Here is a 1,267-nt window from a genome sequence, read left to right as displayed (position 1 = left end):
TTTCCGCTTGCTTAATGGTCTGACGGATATCCGTACCTTCTGGCATCCACATATCAACGTAGAACATCGGCGTATTCGAAGGTGGGAAGAATTGCTGCTTCACATTGCCAAACGCAATAACGGCACCCACTAACAACGCCACCATCGCAGCGACCGTCATCCAACGAAAACGTAACGAGAGTTTAAGCAACGCGCCAAATACAACGAACAACCAGCCTTTGTAAGGGTCTTCGTCTTCACCGTTCGTGTCTTTCTCTTCTTCTTTTAGAAGCAGGTCTGCTAAGAAAGGTGTGAGTGTAATTGCCGTAACCCAGCTCAAGAACAATGAAAAACACAACACCCAGAAGAGTGAGCCCATGAATTCGCCAGTTGCGTCTTGAGATAAACCGATTGGTGCAAACGCGGTAATTGCGATTACTGTCGCGCCAAGCAAAGGCCACTGTGTTTGTTTCACAATATCAACGGCAGCTTGAACCTTTGTGCGCCCTTTCTTCAGGCCAACCAGAATACCTTCAACCACAACAATCGCGTTGTCCACCAACATACCCAATGCGATGATCAACGCACCGAGCGAAATTCGATGAAGTTCTATGTTGTTGTAATTCATCAAGATGAACGTACCAAACACCGTCAACAGAAGTACCACACCAATGATCACGCCACTACGTAAGCCCATAGTGAACAACAGCACAATAATTACGATGGCTACCGCCTCAGCTAAGCTGATCACAAACGCTTTTACAGAATCATCGACTTCTTGCGCTTGGTTGTAGAAATAGCTCATGTCCAAACCCGCAGGTTTGATGGACTCTAAACTGCTTAACTCAGCGTTAAGGCGCTCGCCTACTTCCACTACGTTAACGCCAGACGCAAACGAAATACCGATGTTGATTGCTTTCTTGCCGTTAAACAAAATCATGTTGCCCGGCTTTTCTTGAATACCTCGGGTGATCGTCGCAACGTCTTTTAAGCGAATCAAATTACCCGTATCACGACCGTGAATGATCAGGTTTTCTAACGCTTGAACGGTATTCAGCGTACCGCTAGGACGAATGACGAGGCTTTCACCATTCACCATAACTTCGCCAGCCGAAACCACGTTGTTTTGTTGGTTAAGCAAGCCAGAAACAACGTTCATGTCGAGATTCAGAGATGCAAGGCGGTCAAGCGAGATTTCAACGAACAACATCTCTTGCTGATCACCTGCAATGTCTACTTTGCCCACGCCATCAACCAGTTCGGTTTCACGTCGTAGGTGGTCGGCATA

Annotated in this window: 1 pseudogene; it reads right to left on the bottom strand. The window is 46.9% G+C overall.

The features are described from left to right. Window positions 1–1,267 (bottom strand): annotated as a pseudogene (gene vmeV, locus R7O12_RS25470) (multidrug efflux RND transporter permease subunit VmeV); the annotation flags it as partial.

The sequence above is a fragment of the Vibrio sp. Vb1574 genome (assembly GCF_033338675.1).
This window is presented reverse-complemented; position numbering and strand designations above follow the sequence as displayed.